General features: G+C 59.7%; 18 protein-coding genes and 1 pseudogene. 8 read left to right on the top strand and 11 right to left on the bottom strand.

Going from position 1 to position 15436, the window contains the following annotated elements:
* Positions 1–258, top strand: a 258-nt coding sequence (locus tag QZY07_RS26305) for a YkgJ family cysteine cluster protein (protein ID WP_295409222.1), incomplete at its 5' end; no start/stop codon positions are given.
* 78 nt (positions 259–336) lie between these two features.
* On the top strand, positions 337–960 hold the full coding sequence (locus QZY07_RS26310; RefSeq protein WP_295409223.1) for a V-type ATP synthase subunit D: 624 nt from the start codon (positions 337–339) through the stop codon (positions 958–960).
* An 82-nt stretch (positions 961–1042) separates the two neighbouring features.
* Here the strand turns inward: QZY07_RS26310 and QZY07_RS26315 are convergent, their stop codons facing one another.
* The 9 genes from QZY07_RS26315 to ybgC all read right to left on the bottom strand — a co-directional run bounded on the left by QZY07_RS26315 (position 1043) and on the right by ybgC (position 7788).
* Positions 1043–1750: an amidotransferase gene (locus QZY07_RS26315; protein WP_295409225.1), complete on the bottom strand. Its 708-nt coding sequence runs from the start codon at positions 1748–1750 to the stop codon at positions 1043–1045.
* An 82-nt stretch (positions 1751–1832) separates the two neighbouring features.
* Positions 1833–1970, bottom strand: a complete 138-nt coding sequence (locus tag QZY07_RS26320; RefSeq protein ID WP_295409227.1) for an antitoxin MazE-like protein — start codon at positions 1968–1970, stop codon at positions 1833–1835.
* A gap of 4 nt (positions 1971–1974) precedes the next feature.
* A complete protein-coding gene (gene ybgF, locus QZY07_RS26325; protein WP_295409229.1) occupies positions 1975–2841 on the bottom strand; it encodes a tol-pal system protein YbgF in 867 nt (288 codons plus the stop codon).
* A gap of 12 nt (positions 2842–2853) precedes the next feature.
* Positions 2854–3402, bottom strand: coding sequence for a peptidoglycan-associated lipoprotein Pal (pal, locus tag QZY07_RS26330; protein ID WP_295409231.1), 549 nt, complete (start codon positions 3400–3402; stop codon positions 2854–2856).
* A gap of 194 nt (positions 3403–3596) precedes the next feature.
* Positions 3597–4874: a Tol-Pal system beta propeller repeat protein TolB gene (gene tolB / locus QZY07_RS26335; RefSeq protein ID WP_295409254.1), complete on the bottom strand. Its 1278-nt coding sequence runs from the start codon at positions 4872–4874 to the stop codon at positions 3597–3599.
* A gap of 23 nt (positions 4875–4897) precedes the next feature.
* Positions 4898–6175: a cell envelope integrity protein TolA gene (tolA, locus tag QZY07_RS26340; RefSeq protein WP_295409233.1), complete on the bottom strand. Its 1278-nt coding sequence runs from the start codon at positions 6173–6175 to the stop codon at positions 4898–4900.
* 2 nt (positions 6176–6177) lie between these two features.
* Positions 6178–6621: a protein TolR gene (gene tolR, locus QZY07_RS26345; RefSeq protein WP_201096269.1), complete on the bottom strand. Its 444-nt coding sequence runs from the start codon at positions 6619–6621 to the stop codon at positions 6178–6180.
* A gap of 21 nt (positions 6622–6642) precedes the next feature.
* On the bottom strand, positions 6643–7320 hold the full coding sequence (tolQ, locus tag QZY07_RS26350) for a protein TolQ (protein ID WP_295409236.1): 678 nt from the start codon (positions 7318–7320) through the stop codon (positions 6643–6645).
* A gap of 6 nt (positions 7321–7326) precedes the next feature.
* Positions 7327–7788 (bottom strand): tol-pal system-associated acyl-CoA thioesterase, encoded by a 462-nt coding sequence (gene ybgC / locus QZY07_RS26355; RefSeq protein ID WP_295409238.1) that lies wholly within the window; start codon positions 7786–7788, stop codon positions 7327–7329.
* A 299-nt stretch (positions 7789–8087) separates the two neighbouring features.
* On the opposite strand from ybgC, the gene QZY07_RS26360 reads away from it, so the two are divergent.
* A complete protein-coding gene (locus tag QZY07_RS26360) occupies positions 8088–8579 on the top strand; it encodes an isoprenylcysteine carboxylmethyltransferase family protein (protein WP_295409240.1) in 492 nt (163 codons plus the stop codon).
* A 25-nt stretch (positions 8580–8604) separates the two neighbouring features.
* The gene (locus tag QZY07_RS26365) at positions 8605–9723 is read left to right on the top strand and encodes a GNAT family N-acetyltransferase (RefSeq protein ID WP_295409242.1); all 1119 of its coding nucleotides are present in this window, start codon (positions 8605–8607) and stop codon (positions 9721–9723) included.
* Here the strand turns inward: QZY07_RS26365 and QZY07_RS26370 are convergent.
* On the bottom strand, positions 9701–10798 hold the full coding sequence (locus tag QZY07_RS26370; protein ID WP_295409244.1) for a glycosyltransferase: 1098 nt from the start codon (positions 10796–10798) through the stop codon (positions 9701–9703). The two genes, QZY07_RS26365 and QZY07_RS26370, sit on opposite strands and share 23 nt — an antisense overlap.
* Positions 10799–10881: 83 nt before the next feature.
* Here QZY07_RS26370 and QZY07_RS26375 point away from each other — a divergent pair, with 83 nt between their 5' ends.
* The 4 genes from QZY07_RS26375 to QZY07_RS26390 all read left to right on the top strand — a co-directional run bounded on the left by QZY07_RS26375 (position 10882) and on the right by QZY07_RS26390 (position 15249).
* Entirely contained in the window at positions 10882–11577 is a 696-nt protein-coding gene (locus tag QZY07_RS26375; RefSeq protein WP_295409246.1) for a sulfotransferase family 2 domain-containing protein, read from the top strand.
* 85 nt (positions 11578–11662) lie between these two features.
* Complete coding sequence (locus QZY07_RS26380) at positions 11663–14377, top strand: 1-acylglycerol-3-phosphate O-acyltransferase (RefSeq protein ID WP_295409248.1); 2715 nt, start codon at positions 11663–11665, stop codon at positions 14375–14377.
* A 297-nt stretch (positions 14378–14674) separates the two neighbouring features.
* Positions 14675–14992: a DUF4342 domain-containing protein gene (locus tag QZY07_RS26385; protein ID WP_295409250.1), complete on the top strand. Its 318-nt coding sequence runs from the start codon at positions 14675–14677 to the stop codon at positions 14990–14992.
* 47 nt (positions 14993–15039) lie between these two features.
* Positions 15040–15249: a hypothetical protein gene (locus QZY07_RS26390; protein WP_295409252.1), complete on the top strand. Its 210-nt coding sequence runs from the start codon at positions 15040–15042 to the stop codon at positions 15247–15249.
* A 52-nt stretch (positions 15250–15301) separates the two neighbouring features.
* On the opposite strand, the pseudogene QZY07_RS26395 reads toward QZY07_RS26390, so the two are convergent.
* Positions 15302–15436, bottom strand: a pseudogene (locus QZY07_RS26395) (IS1595 family transposase); the annotation flags it as partial.

Here is a 15436-nt window from a genome sequence, read left to right on the forward strand (position 1 = left end):
GACGACGGCTGGTGCGCGGCGCTGGACCGCGACAGTCTGCGGTGCCGTATCTATGCTTGGCGACCGCTGGTGTGTCGCGAATTCGTGATGGGCGGGCCTGACTGCCGGATTGAACGCGGTCGACTGGACGACGGCTGGTGCGCGGCGCTGGACCGCGACAGTCTGCGGTGCCGTATCTATGCTTGGCGACCGCTGGTGTGTCGCGAATTCGTGATGGGCGGGCCTGACTGCCGGATTGAACGCGGAATAGCCGAGTAGCACTGAAATCCTGTCAATGTCGAACAATCCTGTCCCTACCCTCCTTCAATCGCCGCACCTATCGCATCGAGACCACGCATGGCCCAACAACTGATCAAGGTTCCACCGACCAAAAACACCCTGCTCAAGCTGAAAAAGCAGGTGAAATTTCTGGAAGAAGGCCATGACCTGCTGGAACGCAAGCGCGAGCTGCTCACCCGTCTGGTCTATGAGCGCATCGGCGAATACCGCGAGCTCCGCGAGACCGCCGAACAGGCGCTTGCCGCGGCCTATCGCTGTCTCTCCATCACCCATCTGCGCATGGGCAGCCGCGGGATTCATCAGGCGGCACTGGGCGCCGAACCGGCCCTGAAGGTAGACATCCTGCCCCGCCGCGCGCTGGGCGTGGAATATCCGGCGGTGACCAGCGAGCGTGTCCCACTGAAACCGGTCGGCCTGCTGGGAACCGATGTCAGTTTCGACTCCACCCGCGACCATCTGGCCAATGCCGCCGTGCTGCTCGCCCGTCTCGCCGAGGTCGAGATTGCGTTGCATCGACTGCTCGAAGAGCAACGCAAGGCTCAAAAGCGGGTCAATGCGCTCAAATACAATATCATCCCGCTCTACCGACGGACGATCCATTTCATTCAGTCGTCGCTAGAGGAGGAGGAGCGCAACACGCTGTTTCAGGTGAAGCTGTTGCGGCAGCGGGCGGAGGCTTAAACCGTGCCCCGCCGACTGTCCATGGTGACGCAAAGCGAGTTAAAGATCCACGAAGGGGACGTAGGGGCGAATGAATTCGCCCCTACAGCGATTCATCCGCGACAGGCAACCGATCCAGCATCCCAAACAGCGCCCCATTGATCAGCGCGTAATCGTCCGCGTCCGCCGCCAGCAGACGTTCCGCGCTTTGCACATGGGCCGCGGGCAGGATCTCGTCGGCGCAATTCGCGACGATGTCGGCGACACTCTGGGGCGTGGATTCCAGATGACATTGCAGTCCGAGCACACGCCCGTCACAGAGAAATGCCTGTTGCTCGCAGACGTCGCTACGGGCGAGATGGACGGCTCCAGGCGGCAGTTCGAAGGTGTCGCCATGCCAGTGAAACACCTGAATCCGGGGCGACAGAAAACCGACGATTGACGATGCCTGTCCCGCGTCGGTGAATTCGATGGGGAACCAACCGATCTCCTTCTCCGGGTTGCGATAGACCCGCGCACCCAGCGCGGCGGCGATCAACTGAGCGCCAAGACAGACACCGACAACGGTTTTGCCGACGGCGATGGCCTCGCCGATCAAGCGTTTTTCGGCGACAAGCCAGGGATATTCGATGTCATCCTGGACGCCCATCGGACCGCCCATGACGACCAGCCAATCGAACCCGGTTGAATCGGGCAGAGCCTTCCCCGCATACACCGGCGTTAGCGTCAACGCGTGGCCTCGCGCTTTCGCCCAATCGGCAATGCCGGCCGGACCCTCGAAGGGAACGTGCGTGAGAGCGTGAATGCGCATCGGTGAATTTTCCTCTCCCGTGTTCGCTGAATGGGTCGGACTGGCGATCAAGACCCGCCTTAATTTTTGGAATCGCCCCGTTTCACGCCGTCCAGCTTTCCACGTCGGCCAAGGCGTCATCCATGACATCCAGCAGATCCGCGTCGGCCAGGTCTGCCTTGGCGGCGAGGCGCGATTGACGGCGACACTCCAGCAGAATTGACGCTGTCAATCCGGACATTGCCTTAAGGCGTCCCCTGCCCGATCCGCTCCAGACGACTCCTGGCAAGACGCGCCTCGGTGCTGTTGGGATAGCGTGTAACGACCTGTTCCAGCGAGACCTTGGCCTGATCATAGGCTTGCTGATCGTATTGGATATAGCCGATCTTGAGCATGGCCGCCGGCGCCTTGGGGCTGGTCGGATTGAGTTGCACCAGCCGATCGAACTCGGCCAGAGCGGCGGGATAGTTCCGCTGGACATAATAGGTCTCGCCAAGCCAGTACCGGCCATTGTCCGTGAACTCGCCCTGCGGATAGCGACGCAGCAGGTCGTTGAAGGCGTCCTTGGCCTCGTCGTATTTGCGGTCTTTCAACAATGAAAAGGCCGTGCTGTAGGCATCCCGTTCGCTCCCGCCGAAGGTCTCGGGTTGCGGCAGCGAGGGAATGCCGACGGGTCCGGCGGTGATTTGCGACGCGGGATCGGGCGCGGGCGCGACAGTTTCGACCGGCGGTTGCAGGTCGCCGCCGCTGGCGTCGATCACACCCTCGGGCAGTGTCGGTTGCTGGCCGCCGCTGCCTCCCGATGTCACCCCTTGCGGATCGGCGCGACCCGCGTTCAGTCGGGAGTCGATGTCGAGATACTGGTCGCGCTGCTGACGCTGGAGTTTGTCGATCTCGAAGCGTTGCGTTTCGAGCATGCCGCGCAGTTCCTGCATCTCCATTTGCAGGCGCTGCACTTGCAGCAGTAACTCCGAACCGCTTTGATTTTCCAGGATCCGCTCTAGACGCCCCACGCGCCCTTCGAGTAGCGAGGGCTCTGCGGCGAAGGCACCGGACTGGAATGCCACGAGACAGGCGCCAGCGAGAAACGGCAGAATCGAGTGGTGTTTCACGGTCGGGTTTCCTCAATATTGAATGATGACGCGACGATTGGAACGCCAGGACGGTTCGCCATGCCCCGCATCGGCTGGGCGCTCCTCGCCATAACTCAGGGTGGACATCCGGCCCGGCGGAACGCCCTCGGCGAGCAGGAAGCGACGCACGGCATCGGCGCGTTGATCGCCGAGCGACAGGTTGTATTCGCGGGTGCCGCGTTCGTCGGTGTGGCCTTCCAGCGTCACGCGACGCCCCGCGTTGGTGCCCAGATAGGTGGCGTGGGTGCGCATCAGAGGGATGAACTCGGGTTTGATATCCACCGTGTCATAGTCGAAATAGATGGTTCGGCGATACAGCGGATTGGATGGATCCTCCCAGGGACCGGCATAGGTGGGTCGGGTGGGTTCGACGGTCCTGACGACCTCCGGCGCGGCGGGCGCCATGATTTGGGCCGCCGCGGCAGCGTCCGGGGCCGTTCGTTGGGGAGGCGTCGAGCAGCCGCCAAGGGTCAGAATGGCGGTCAGACCAGCGCACGGGAGCGCGATCCAGGAAAAAAAGTGGCGCGGAGAGCGTTTCAAGAGCATTGCTCCTTAGGTGATTTCCAGAAAACGTTTCACTTACCCGAAAGGCAGCGAATGGACAGGATGAATAGGATTTCGCAGGATGAACAGGATATAAATTATGGTTTTTTCATCCTGTCAATCTTGAAAAATCCTGTGAATCCTGTCTATTTAAAACCTTGAGTCTGATGGAAACTTTACCGGAAACCGACTTAATGGATGAAGGGTGACCAGGCCGGCTCGCGGACCTGACCCGAGTCCTGGGAGAGTCGCTGATTGCCGCCGCCTTCCACGGACGCGGCGGCCAGCACCCCGCGACCGCCATGGATCGTCGCGTAGATGACCATGCTGCCGTTCGGCGCGAAACTCGGCGACTCGTCCAGCGTCCCGTTGCTGAGCAGGCGGGTGATGCCGCGCTCGGTATCTAGCACCCCGATACGAAAGGCCCCATTGATCCGGGTGACCATCGCGACCGAACGGCCATCCGGCGCATAGGAGGCGCGCGCATTGTAGTCGCCATCGATACTGATCCGTTCGGCGGCACCGCCCGTGGCGGGCATACGATAGATCTGCGGACTGCCGCCCCGGTTGCTGGTGAAGATCAGATGACGGCCATCCGGCGACCAGGCGGGTTCGGTGTCGATCGCGAAATGGTCGGTGAGTCGGATGAGTTCCCGGCTCAGAAGATTCAGCACGTAAATCTCCGAGTTGCCGTCCTTCGAGAGCGTCATGGCGAGTCGCTGCCCTTCCGGCGAGAAGGCCGGCGAACCGTTGATGCCGGGGTAGCTGGCGACCAGGTCGCGCCGGCCGCTGGTCAGATCCTGCACATAGATGGCGGCGCGCCGGTTCTCGAACGAGACATAGGCAATGCGCCGGCCATCCGGCGACCAGGCCGGCGACAGGATAGGCTCGGCGGAGGAGACGATGGTCTGGGGGTTATCGCCGTCCGCGTCCGCAATCCGCAGGGTTACGGTCTGATTGTCGACGCTTCCGCTGGAGGTGACATAGGCGATGCGGGTCGCGGCCACGCCCGGCTGACGGGTAAGCTTCTCGTAGATCAAGTCGGCGATGAGATGCGCGGTGTGACGCAGCCCGGTCTTGCTGCCAACGAGTGTGGTGCTGGCCAATTCGTTACCGCGCAAGACATCGTAGAGACTGATGCTGACGCGAAAACCGGTGCCCTCGGGTTCGATCTGTCCAATCACCAGACTGTTCATCCCGAGCAGACTCCAATCGCGCAGATCCACCGCCTCGCGAGTCGTCGGCATGTCGAGCATGTCGCGCGTCGGCATCGGCTTGAATTTGCCGGTGCGGGCCAGATCGGCGCTGATGACGGCGGCGATGTCGACCGGCGGAATCAGGCCCTCGGAGACGCCGAAGGGGACGATGGCGATGGGTTGCGCGGCCTCGACGCCGCCGGTTACCTCAATGGTTAATTGGGCATGGGCTCGATCATGCGGTAATAAAAAAATGACTAGCACCAAGATCATCAGGCGGGAGCACTTGCTTAGGATCATCGTGAGTTATTCCCAGGCTTGAACTTGAACTTGAGTTGCCGAAAGTTTTCGAACTCTGGCCCGTCGGGTACAGGAAATGGCTCGGCACTGCGCACTGCGGCAATCACGGACTGAACGAATGAGATATTGCCGTTACTCTGTAGCACGTCCACGCTGATCACATCTCCGCTGCGAGTTAGGCGCACGGAAACGACCGCCTCAAGGTCTTGGCCTTGGTTTGTCTCGGAAGGCCGAATCCAATATTGCTCGACGTGGCTACCAAGCCTGTCGCCATAGGCTTTTATTTTATTTGATGAGGCTTGTGTGGTCTGAGGGCGATTGTCATCAATGCGTGACTCTTCTTCGAGTTGACGCTGGAGCATATCTTCGGCAAGGCGTCGCTCCTCTTGCTCGGCCATGCGCGCGGCCTCACGCGCGATTCGTTGCTGGCGCTCGAACTCAGCAGCGGCCTGCTCTCGTTCGAGGTCGGCTTGACGCTCTCGCTCCTCTTGTCGCGCTAACTCGGCGGCCTCCCGCAAACGCTCCCGTTCGGACGCCATTTCGCGCGCCGCTTCCTCGGCGCGCCGCTGTTCCTCTCGCGCGCGCGCGCGGGCCTCCTCGGCGAGACGCTCCTCTTCGGCCTGCCGTTGCGCGAGCGCCTCGACCTGACGCCTGGCTTCCACCTCGGCCGCGCGCCGCGCCTCGCTGGCTTCTTGCCGGGCTGCTTCCGCCCGACGCTCGGCGTCCCGCGCCGCCTGACGGCGCGCGGTCTCCTGGGCCTGACGTTGCGCCTCCAACGCCGCTTGACGCTGGGCTTCCAACGCCGCTTGACGCTGGGTCTCGCGTTGCTCGGCGTCGCGCGCCTGACGTTGCGCCTCTACTTCTGCCTGCCGTTGCGCGGCCTGTTCGGCCGCGCGCTGGGCGTTTTCTTCCGCTTCGCGCCGGGCCTGCTCCTCGGCCTGACGCTCGGCCGCGAGTTCCGCCTGCCGGGCGGTCTCGGCCGCCTCCGCGCGTTGCGCCTCGGCCTGACGTGCCGCCTCCGCTTCGCCCGCGCGCGCCTCCTCCGTCAATGCCGAATCGGCCGCGCGCTCGGCATCGCTGGACTGGATATCGGCCACCAGGGATTCGAGCGCGCGATCCGACACGATGCTAGCGATGACAACCCTGGACCGGTTGCCGGCATCGACCGTGGGCCGCGTGAACTGGGCGCTCACGAAAAACAGCAGCCCGAAGAGCAGATGCAGCCCCAGCGACCAGTACAGGGCCCGAGGATTGCGCCGCAGGATCTGCCACATGACTAAGGCTCGCGACGCTCCGGCGGCACGGTGATCAACCCCACCTCCGGCGCGCCCGCCTTCTGAGCGATCGCCATGACCCGCACCACCCGACCATAATCGACGCGGTGATCCGCCCGCACCAGAACCGGCGTCTCCGGTTTGTAATCGAGCACGACGCGCACCCGGTCATAGAGAATCTGATCGCTCGCCGGCTGATGCTTGTCCTTGCCGACATCGATGTAATAGTCGCCGAACTCGTCCACGGTGATGACCACGGATTCGATGGTCGGGCTGGCGAGTCCGCCGGTCTTTTCCTGGGGAAGATTGACCTTGACCCCCATGGTGATCAGGGGCGCGGTGACCATGAAAATGACGAGCAGCACCAGCATCACGTCGATATAGGGCACGACATTGATCTCGGCCATCAACCGGCGGCGGTTACGACTGCGCTTGTGCTTGATCATGGCGTCAAGGCTCCCCGCACCTCAGCAGCCCCGCCCCTGACGCTGGAGCAGGGTCGCGAACTCTTCCATGAATTCCTCGTAACGGTTGTTGAGCCGCTCGACCTGATTGGCATAGCGGTTATAGGCGACGACCGCCGGTATGGCCGCGAACAGACCGATGGCGGTCGCGACCAGCGCCTCGGAGATACCGGGCGCGACCAGCGCCAGGGTCGCCTGTTCGACGTTGCCGAGCGCATGAAACGCCTGCATGATGCCCCAGACGGTACCGAACAGACCGATATAGGGGCTGGTGGAACCGACCGTGGCCAGGAAAGCGAGATTGGTCTCCAGTCGATCCATCTCGCGGCTCAGGGCGACGCGCATGGAACGTTCGGCCCCTTGCAGGATCGCCATCATGTCGTTGCCTTCGACCTTGCGCATGCGCACGTATTCCTTAAATCCGGCGCGGAAGATGGTGGCCAGTCCCTGATTGCCCTTCTCGTCCTGACCCAATTCCTGATAGAGCGCGCTGAGATCGCCGCCGGACCAGAACCGCTCCTCGAAGGCCAGGGCCGTCTTGCGGGCCTTCGCGAGGATGCGGCCGCGATCCAGGATCATGGTCCAGGAGATGACGGACGCCGCCAGCAGCACCAGCAGCACCAACTGGACGACGAGGCTGGCATGCAGAATCAGATTCAGCAGCGACAGATCGGTGGTCATGACGTCTTACTCCATGGACGCCGGCGACGAGCGGCCGGTTCCAGCTAAAATTCCGGTCACGAGCGCGACCGGCAGACGGCGGGGCCGCAAGGTGCCGGCATCGATACAGGCGACGTTCACGGCTCCCTGGCAACAGAGTGCGCCATCCGCGTCGCGGAGGATCTCCTGCGCGAAGGTCAGACTGGCGCCGCCGATGTGCGCGAGACCGGAGCGCACCGTCAGCAGGTCATTGAACACCGCCGACGTCCGATAATCGAGTTCCACCCGGCGCACCGTGAACAGAATGCCCTCGTCCCGGCGCAGCGCGTCCTGTTCATAGCCCAGTGCGCGCAGCCACTCGCTGCGACCCCGCTCCAGGAAACGCAGATAATTGGCATAAAAGACCACGCCGGCCGCGTCCGTATCCTCGTAATAGATACGCACGGGCCAATCGAAGGTTGCCTTGGGATCGTCGCGGGAGGTCGGCATCTTGTCGAAAGACGGATTGGGTCGCTCAAAAGTCGTTGAGTTTAGCTGAAACCAATGATTCGGGCATCTTATCCCTGGGTGATGACGAAGTGGCCAGAATACAGGTACGCTAAAGACATTGTTCACGCTCGCGGACAGCGACGTCTCACCCAGCGCGTGTTTCGCGGACACGCGGCATCACACAGAGGGAAAACACCATGAGCATGATCGTCCACGACATGAAAGTGGCGAAGAGGATTGAGGTGATGTCCGCAAAATTTTGTCCAGAAATCCCGCTTCCACGCATTCAGGAAACCACCATGTCACGTCTCTCCATTCTCCAGGGCAAACGAGGCGAATATCTCGTCCTGCTCCAATTCGTGCTCTTCTTCGTCTTTGTGATGACGCCCGCCTGGAACCCACTCGCAACGCCGGCCCTGCTCGACACCCTGGCCATCCCGCGCGGGATCGCACTCGCCCTGCTGGGACTCTTTGCGCTGCTGCTCGGTGGCCTGGGCTCGGTACACATCCGGGACTATCTCACGCCCCTGCCCTATCCGGTCGACCACAGTCAGTTGGTCCAGCATGGCGTCTACAATTGGGTGCGACATCCGCTCTACGCCAGCCAGCTCTTCGCCGCACTAGGCTGGACGCTCTACAGTCTCAGTCTCACGCATCTGTTGATACTCGTCGTCGGCTTTTTCTTTTTCGATTACAAGGCGGGAAAGGAAGAAGGCTGGCTCACGGAACGTCATCCCGAGTATGCGGATTATGCGCGGCGAGTCAGGAAATTTATCCCCTGGCTTTATTAAGCCAGAATTTTCGGTGAGCAATGCCATGGAATTCAAGCAATACTCTCCAAACACCGATCGCGATAAAATTCGCTTTATCTGGTCCGAACTGTTTCAACCAGATTATCATTCCTATTTTCTATCCTGGGGATGGATTGAAACCTGGCTGGATACACTACCGAAAAGCACGCCATTAACATTGCTCGTCGCGTACAGGAACGAGCAGGCGAGCATCGCTTTTTTTATCGGAGGACCACGCTGGCGTCGCCGAACCATTTTCCCGGTGCGGTCGATCACGCTGAACGCGACAGGTCAATCGGAACTTGACCGACTCTGGATCGAATACAACTCCATCCTGCATCGCGAAGATGTCGCAACCGACCTCCTGGAATTGCTGTCGGCTATCCGCCTCCAATGGCACTCGTTCACATTGCCCGGCCTCGATGTCAAACGTTTTCCAGGCTGTGCCCTAACAAACGAAGTTACCGGGTATTCCATAACGCTCCTGCGAGAAGAGCCTTCGTATTTCGTCGACCTGGAGAAAGTCCGGCAAGCGGACGGCGGTTATCTTACTCAGCTGAAAAGCAACAACCGCTATCAATTGCGAAAGGCAAGACGCTACTATGAACAATTTGGCCCACTCAGGACAGAAAAGGCCGAAAGCATCAGCGAGGCCATCGCATTCTATGATGAACTGATCCAGCTCAACACGAAAAACTGGTCAGAACGACAGCAGGACAGCGCTTTTGATTCCGCCTATTTCAGGGACTTTCACCGTGAGCTCATCAAGCGTCGATTTCCCACTGGAGAAATTCAGATATTAAAAGTGACATGCGCGGAAAAAACAGTTGGCATTCTCTATAATTTCGTGATGAATAAGCATGTTTACTTTTATCAGTGCGGCTTACGCTACGATCAGGATTCTGCCGCGAAACCCGGCCTCATCACGCATTGGGAGGCAGTGGAATACAACGTCAACCGATCCAACAATCGCTATGATTTCCTTGCTGGCGATGCACAGTACAAGCGAAGCCTTTCCACTGATTACAACCTGCTCCGCTGGATCGAGATTGCCGATAACAGGGGATTTTCAAAATGGATCAACACGCTTGAGAAAGGCGCGCAGAAGATCGTAAAACGAATCAGGAAGGGCAGGAACCAGTAACCTGGATCTGATCCAGATAACGCCTTGCAACGGCTTCTGGCGAGTAATTTTCTGCCACAAAAATCCGCGCGCGAGTCCCGGTTTCATGACGGAGATCGGTGTCCTCAAGGTATTTTTCGATCGCCAAAACCATTTCCTCGAAACTGTTGGGACAAGAGCCAAAATCGAACCGCCGATTCAAGCCATCTGGATCGAAATATGAAATAACGGGAAGCCGAGATGCCCACGCCTGGAGAATCGAGTTGGGAAAACCTTCAATCTCGGAGGTATTGATCAGAATACGAGACCGCCGAAAGTACTCGGTCACCGATTGATAGGGGACCGCGCCGACCATCTCGAAGTTCGGAATCTCTCGCGCCTGAGTCGCGATATCCCGATAAAAATCTTCGTTTCCGGGAACAGGACCGCCGACCATGACGAATCGATACTGCGACAGACGCTTCGCGAGTTGCAATACTTGCTGTGGGCGCTTAAGAGGACGAAGATTGTTGACCCACAGGACGTCGATATCGTTGTCTCGGTCCTCAGATAGATCCGGTATTTCGACAGCCATGTTCACAAGCGCGCTGGAGCGATTGAACGACTCCATCAGGAGCGATACCTGCAGGGTACTTTGCGCGGCCACGAAATCCGCGCCCTTCAATCCATATCGATATAAGGCACGATCTCTGCCATATTTGATTAAGGGGAGTCCGGAAATACAGTCCGCGTCACTGGCCACTCGATAGATGAATGAGCGATCATTGTGCCTACAATACCAGGACACTAAACCGGTCAAGGCGCCAGAGCAGGACTGATAGTAGATGTCGCTCCGCGCCTTTTTCAGAGCCGCGATGACAGATGTCGCCTTAGGATGAATAAATCTGATAATCGGTATGCCACTATTTTCGCGATAGGTTTTCCAGACACGAATGCCATTGATGACCTCCCCGTCAGGTTGACCATAATCCAGGACGACCATGCTCACATCCAGTCCAAGATCCCTGAACGCATAGGCCAGCAACGTCTGCTGTACGGATTCGCCACCAAAATAGCGCTGACCAAATGCTGAATTTAGTACCGGATAGTTATCCATACCCACGAAACAGATAGACCTTTGCATACGCACCTCGTCTCTACGAAATAATTGATCGTTTTTACGCTATATCGAGGATCAAGATGGTTAGTCGCAAATTCAAATGTATTTTCATCCATATCCCAAAAGTGGCTGGCACCAGCATCAAGGCCACATTAGAGGAAGACTCGGAATGGCGTGGAAAAGACCCGTTGCCATTCCAGCCGGACGATTATAAATTTTCACCACCACCCCCAGTTTCGCATTTGCCCGCAAGTGATTATCTTAAATATGGGCATGTCACGCAGCTTGAGTTCGAGTCGTTTTATAAGTTTGCTTTTGTCCGCAACCCCTGGGATCGGATCGTATCCGAATACCGATTCCGACGCTATCCAGCACGTTTCGATTTCAAGACGTATTTATTTAAAAAGCTGCCTAGGCCATCCTGGACCGATCAATATTGCCATATTATTCCACAGTACGATTTCATTCATGATCAATCAGGAAAGCTACTTGTCGATTTCGTCGGAAAATATGAAAACCTAACGATTGACTTTAACTATGTCAAGGAAAAACTCGGGATATCCTCTCGTTCGCTACAACACCAGAACACGTCTTCCAGCTCGCCGCCACCGAAGGGTCTACCAAATCTAGTGCGAAACATTGAATATGGCCTGAGCGTCCAGAGATGGCGGAATACGTATAAGGACTATCGCCAATATTACGATCAGGAGTCGCGTGAATTCGTGGCCGCGTTGTATTCTAACGATATCCGAGCATTCGATTATGAATTCGAATAGCGATTCGATCGCCGCTACGCCTGACGCCACCCATCGGGCAAGCCGACTCCTGGCCATCCTGCGATCTTTTGTAAGGGAGTCACGATTGCCGGAACCGCCAGCCGGTATCACTCTGGATTCCCGGCTTGAAACTGACCTGGGGCTGGATAGCCTGAGCCGATCAGAATTGATTGCAAGGACCGAACAGGGTCTGAATGTCCATTTGCCGGATGAGGCGATACTGGCCGCGACGGCTCGCGACCTGCTCTTGCTGGCAAGAGATCGCGCCGGCTCGACCGCGACGTGCGTACCGAGCCTATCGCCGGTGGCCGCCAACCAACACGCGAGCGTTCCCGATGCAACTGTAACCCTACTGGACGCGCTCGCCTGGCACGGTGAACATCATGGATCCCAACCACAGGTCATCTATTACGACAGCGAGGATCGCGCGCATCCAATCCGCTATGCCGACCTCGTCAAGGGCGCTTCTCAAGTCGCGGGGCGCCTGAGAAGGGCGGGCCTTACGACCGGTGGAACGGTAGCGCTCATGCTCCCCACGGGGCCCGACTATTTCTTCGGTTTTTTCGGCATCCTGGCCGCGGGCGGCGTACCGGTCCCCATCTATCCGCCCGCGCGTCCGCAACAGATCGAGGATCATCTGCGCCGGCACGCGCGCATCCTCGATAACTCGGGCGTCATCATTCTGATCACGGTACCGGAGGCGCGCCCGTTGGCACGACTCCTTCGGCTCCAGGCGCCCTCCCTGCGTGAGGTCATGACCCTGGAGGGACTCGACGATGAGCCGTCGGACACGGAATGGGCGAAGCCCGATCCGCAAGACATCGCTTTCCTGCAATACACCTCCGGCAGTACCGGCGATCCCAAGGGCGTGGTGCTCTCCCACGCGGACGTGCTGGCCAACATCCGCGCCATGGGAGAAGCGGTCGCGATCGGTCCGGACGATGTCTTCGTCAGTTGGCTGCCGCTCTATCACGACATGGGCCTGATCGGAGCCTGGCTCGGCAGTCTCTATTTCGGAATCCCACTGATTTCACTGTCGCCACTGGCCTTTCTGGCGCGTCCACGGCGCTGGCTGCAGGCGATTCATCAACATCGCGGCACCCTGTCGGCAGCCCCCAACTTTGCCTATGAACTGTGCCTGGCGCGCATCACCGACGCGCAATTGGAAGGGCTCGATCTGCGCAGTTGGCGACGCGCCTTCAATGGTGCCGAGCCGGTCAGCGCGAAAACCTTACGCCGATTCTCCGAGCGTTTCGCTCCTTGCGGGCTGCGCCCCGAGGCGCTGGCGCCGGTTTACGGTCTGGCCGAGGCCGCGGTCGGGCTGGCCTTTCCGCCGGCGGACCGAGGCCCACGCATCGACTGTATCGATCGCACCCGTTTCGCCAGCTCAGGTTACGCTCTAACGGTCCCCTGCGACGATCCGGACGTCATCGAAGTAGTCGCATGCGGACGTCCGTTGCCGGGCTATCGCGTCCGCATCGTGAGCGAAGTGGGCGAGTTGTGCCCCGAACGTCATGAAGGACTGCTACAGTTCCAGGGACCGTCCGCGACCCGTGGCTATTATCGCAATCCGGAGGCCACCGCGCGGCTGATTCGCGACGGTTGGCACGAGACCGGCGACCGCGCCTATCTGGCCGGTGGCGATCTCCATCTGACCGGCCGAGTCAAGGATCTCATCATCCGCGGCGGACGTAATCTCTATCCTTATGAGGTCGAGCAGGCACTGGGCGAGTTACCAGGCGTGCGCAAGGGCTGCGTGGTGGCCTTTGCCGCGCTGGATCCGCAACGGAGCACCGAACGGCTAGTAATCGTGGCCGAAAGCAAGGAACGCGAACCCGAGCGCCAGCAGGCGCTCATGCGCCGAATGCGCGAACGCGCGACCGACATCCTCGGCCTGCCGCCAGACGAAATCGTGCTGGCGCCCACGCGCTCGGTGCTCAAGACCTCCAGCGGCAAACTGCGCCGTGGCGACATGCGCGCGCTCTATCTCGCGGGCAAACTCCACGAGGAGCCAGCGCGCCCGCTCTGGCAACTGGCGCGGGTAGGGGTATCGGGCATCGGGAATCGGCTGAGTCGTCTGCCTGCAATCCTCTATGCGGGCTATGCCTGGACGATCTTCTACCTGATCGCCCCCTGGTTCTGGATCGGCGCCATGTTCACGCCGCGTCTGCAATGGCGCTGGAATCTGTTACGGTTTGGAAGCTATCTTCTGCGCCGACTGGTTTTCGTCCATTTGACGGTGACCGGCAGAGAGAGAATCCCACCTGCCGGCAGTCCCTATGTCATTGTCGCTAATCATCAAAGCTATCTGGATGCGCTCGCGCTCCTCGAAACCTTCACGCCGCCCATCCGCTTCGTCGCTAAACGCGAGCTCATGGTCAACCCGCTGGTCGGACGCTTTCTGGCACGCATGGGAACTCTCTTCGTGGACCGCTTCGATCTCCAACGCAGCAGTTCCGAGTCCGCGCGCATCCGCGACACCCTATCCCAGGGCGCCACCCTTGGCTTCTTCCCCGAGGGAACTTTTCGTGAGCAGCCAGGCCTCCTGCCATTCCGCATGGGCGCCTTTGCGGCGGCGGCCCAGGCCGACGCGTCGGTCGTTCCGGTCACGATCATCGGCACGCGAGAACTCATGCCAGGCGACAGTTTCAGACCACGACCGGGACGCGCCCAAGTGATCGTCGGCACGCCGCTGACGCCCGAGGGTAACGACTGGAAAGCTGCGGTCGCGTTACGCGATGCCGCCAGAGCATCGATCGCCGGACAACTGGAGCGACACACGCAAGCGGATCGGCCATGAACGCAAGCGATGCGTTCTTGACTGACCTGAAGATCGTATGCGCAACAGTCGCGGCTTCGCTGGCAGTCAGGCGAACGGGCGTCTACGGCAGATGATCCGGCGCGCATGGGACTTACCGAGACATCGCGAGTGACATGTCGACGCGAAACCAGTTAGAGTTCGCGGTTAACGGACAAATCCATGCCGTCGCCCATGCCCTTGCGGCTCTCTCACGGGAACCGCTGATCGAGCGCGGGAACCATGGTCTGAGTTTTTTCCGGTCAACCCCGATCTGGCGGTCATGCGAGGTAGCAAAAAATGAAAAACGACGATGGACGCCCTTGGTCAGAGGAGATCAGCGTCGCTGGTTCGGCGCTGGTGGACAAGGTGAAGGATCTACTTCTGAAAGGCAACGTCCGGCGGCTCATCGTGCGCCGGTCAAGTGGCAAGGTGCTGGTCGACATCCCCCTGACCGCGGGGATCGGGGTCGCTGGCGTCCTGACACTCCTCGCTCCGATGCTCACCGCGCTCGCCGCCCTAGGTGCCCTCTTCGCGCAGTTTCGCATCGAAATCGAGCGCGACCCGGAGCATTTCTCCCGACAGTCATCCGTCGACCGCGATGATCGCGACCGGTAACGACACAGTTTCAACCCATCCAACACAACAGCAAGACGAGAGCGAAGATGCAGAAAATCAAGAAAACCGCCGATTACACCCTGTTTCAGAAGAATTCAGGCCATTACGCGGTTAAGGGCAAAAACGGAAAGTGGATCAATGGGGATGAGAAGCAGGGCATTCTCGTCGCCGAGCAGCTGATCACACTCCCTAGACCCAAGGCGGTGCCCGCCGAGCCGGAAGCCGAATCGTCCGAAGCGGACGCGGCCACCGCCTGATCTGTCGCAAGAACCGCCTTGAACCGCGTGCGCGGTTCAAATGCGCTCCTGATTAGCAAGATTCCTCAGCCAGGCGGATCCAGCGCGCCGGGCACGGCCCCACGGCAATCGCCGCGACGAGCAGTCGGCTGGGAAGGGTATCGAGATGAAACCGCCGGTTGAAGCGGTAGGCGAAGGCGCCAAGGTA

The sequence above is a fragment of the uncultured Thiocystis sp. genome, assembly GCF_903866365.1.
Classification (GTDB): domain Bacteria; phylum Pseudomonadota; class Gammaproteobacteria; order Chromatiales; family Chromatiaceae; genus Chromatium.

Bases quoted from the DNA above. Each gene is read 5' to 3' on its own strand.
- QZY07_RS26370 (WP_295409244.1), bottom strand. From the start codon at position 10,798: ATGGATAACTATCCGGTACTAAATTCAGCATTTGGTCAGCGCTATTTT.
- tolQ (WP_295409236.1), bottom strand. From the start codon at position 7,320: ATGACCACCGATCTGTCGCTGCTGAATCTGATTCTGCATGCCAGCCTC.
- QZY07_RS26385 (WP_295409250.1), top strand. From the start codon at position 14,675: ATGAAAAACGACGATGGACGCCCTTGGTCAGAGGAGATCAGCGTCGCT.
- QZY07_RS26310 (WP_295409223.1), top strand. From the start codon at position 337: ATGGCCCAACAACTGATCAAGGTTCCACCGACCAAAAACACCCTGCTC.
- ybgC (WP_295409238.1), bottom strand. From the start codon at position 7,788: ATGCCGACCTCCCGCGACGATCCCAAGGCAACCTTCGATTGGCCCGTG.
- QZY07_RS26360 (WP_295409240.1), top strand. From the start codon at position 8,088: ATGTCACGTCTCTCCATTCTCCAGGGCAAACGAGGCGAATATCTCGTC.
- tolR (WP_201096269.1), bottom strand. From the start codon at position 6,621: ATGATCAAGCACAAGCGCAGTCGTAACCGCCGCCGGTTGATGGCCGAG.
- QZY07_RS26315 (WP_295409225.1), bottom strand. From the start codon at position 1,750: ATGCGCATTCACGCTCTCACGCACGTTCCCTTCGAGGGTCCGGCCGGC.
- QZY07_RS26320 (WP_295409227.1), bottom strand. From the start codon at position 1,970: ATGTCCGGATTGACAGCGTCAATTCTGCTGGAGTGTCGCCGTCAATCG.
- tolB (WP_295409254.1), bottom strand. From the start codon at position 4,874: ATGATCTTGGTGCTAGTCATTTTTTTATTACCGCATGATCGAGCCCAT.
- QZY07_RS26375 (WP_295409246.1), top strand. From the start codon at position 10,882: ATGGTTAGTCGCAAATTCAAATGTATTTTCATCCATATCCCAAAAGTG.
- QZY07_RS26390 (WP_295409252.1), top strand. From the start codon at position 15,040: ATGCAGAAAATCAAGAAAACCGCCGATTACACCCTGTTTCAGAAGAAT.
- tolA (WP_295409233.1), bottom strand. From the start codon at position 6,175: ATGTGGCAGATCCTGCGGCGCAATCCTCGGGCCCTGTACTGGTCGCTG.
- QZY07_RS26365 (WP_295409242.1), top strand. From the start codon at position 8,605: ATGGAATTCAAGCAATACTCTCCAAACACCGATCGCGATAAAATTCGC.